The organism is Roseburia sp. 1XD42-69 (genome assembly GCF_003612565.1).
GTDB lineage: Bacteria > Bacillota > Clostridia > Lachnospirales > Lachnospiraceae > Roseburia_B.
Genome location: NZ_RAZG01000187.1, coordinates 1 through 1,810 on the forward strand (window position 1 = coordinate 1; position 1,810 = coordinate 1,810).

Consider the following 1,810-nt stretch of genomic DNA (forward strand, 5'->3'; position numbering starts at 1 on the left):
AGTCCAGCTAATAAATGTCAATAGCAAAATGAGAAAAATCGAAATTATTTTTAAAGCAAAAAAGGCGCACTTACCCCTTGGTGAAAATATCATTTTTTCAAAAGATATTGATTCGTTGGATTTACAGTATTTTATGCGGCTATGTCGCATTTAGCAGCATTGTGTTTTTTGATATGCTCCTGCGGAGTAATGATTTCAAAAGGCTTATTGTCCCTGAGTATTGCAAATATCATGTTGCATACTTTGTGTGAAACAGCCCCCATTGCCACGAGTTTGGGTTTTGATTCACATTTTTTGAGGTAGTAATCACGCAGAACCGGATTTTTGGCTTCTCCCGTGCGGGATGTGCCGATGCTTTGTAAAGCCAGTGTATGAACCACCCGCCTGGCTATGGCGGAGCCCCTTTTAGACATTTGGGTTTTTGTGCCTTCAAATTTGCCGGATTGTTTTACTGCCGGATCAAGACCAAAGTAAGCAAAAAGCTGTTTTGGCTTGGAGAATGCAGAAAAATCTCCAATCTCTCCCATGAGGGATATGGCGGATAAGAAACCAGCACCTTTGAACGTTTCGATCAAATGGATCTGCCTGACAAAGTCGGTGGCTTCATTGGCATCAACAAGCTCATGCATGGAACCCAGGATGCCTTTGATTTCTTCGTCATATTTACGGATGAAACCAATATAAAGGCGGATGCGTTTGATGTTGCTGTCAATGATGTAACCGAATTCATTTGCTTCATTTGCAGCCTGAATAATGGCATTATACTTGTTTAAAGCATATGTAAGTCCAAAGCGGGCAGTAGATTTAATGGCATCAATAATCTCTTGCCGGTCTGCTTCAATAAATGCAGCCGGGGAGGTATACGTCTCCAACAGTGTAAGTGATGTATTAACCGTAACCTTGGAAAAAATGCCAAGGTATTGGGGAAATGCCATGCGCAGTTCGCCTTGGAGTTTGTTCACATAAGCACTGCGGTTATCCATTAAATCGTAGTATTCACGGCAGAGATTCCGGCAATTAAGGGCAAGGTCGGATGGCATGAGGGAAACTTTTAAATCAGGTTTCAAACCAACTAATGCAGCCTTTTTTGAATCAAAACGGTCATTATGCACTTTCCGTATGTTGATATTTGTGCTATTCTTAGTGATGATAGGATTGATAACAGACACGTTAAAACCCTTATCACGAAGATAGCAGAAGAGTGGGTAATGATAGATTCCCGTGGATTCAAGGAAAATGCGACTTTCCAAAGAATACAGCTCTTCTGCTTCTTTTATTTTAGAAACAGCGGCTGTAAGGGAATCCATGCTGTTATGCAGGATTTTATAAGGCTTTCCTACAAACTGCTGGTTAGGGAGTGCGATAGACATCCAGGAGAAGTCAGCACCGACGTCAATACCAACAGAGATGAATAGTTCATCAACATTAAAAATAACTTTGTTAGACATGAGCGAAAGCTCCTTTCTGATAGGAATCCATTTCCAATCTGGCAGGTACACAACCTAGCGTGTTATGCGGGTATAGCCTCCCGGCTCCCAACCAGCTAAAACATAAAACCCTGTCGAATGGACTAATTGACTTCACTGTAGGTATCAGCTGAACAATCAGCTTCCCAAGGAGGTGGACATTCTTTGTCCTATCCTAAGAGATAATACCTTATGTTTTATCTGGTGTCTATCAGGAGCCGTCAGACATGATAATTAATATGGACAACATCTGATGAAGGAAGAACGCCTTCTTCTGTTGTCTAATTTTAGAAATTTATTAACCAAGTAGTCTTGATTGACTACACCATTATTATACTAGGAGG

At 41.0% G+C, this 1,810-nt stretch carries 1 protein-coding gene; it reads right to left on the reverse strand.

The features are described from left to right. Positions 1-131: 131 nt before the first annotated feature. Positions 132-1,448 carry an IS110 family transposase gene (locus tag D7Y06_RS24920; RefSeq protein ID WP_120410157.1) on the reverse strand — a complete coding sequence of 439 codons (1,317 nt, stop codon included), beginning with the start codon at positions 1,446-1,448 and terminating at the stop codon, positions 132-134. Between the last annotated feature and the right edge of the window lie 362 nt (positions 1,449-1,810).

What these genes read in the sequence shown, in the direction of transcription:
- D7Y06_RS24920 (WP_120410157.1), bottom strand. Translation starts at nt 1,448, where the DNA reads ATGTCTAACAAAGTTATTTTTAATGTTGATGAACTATTCATCTCTGTT.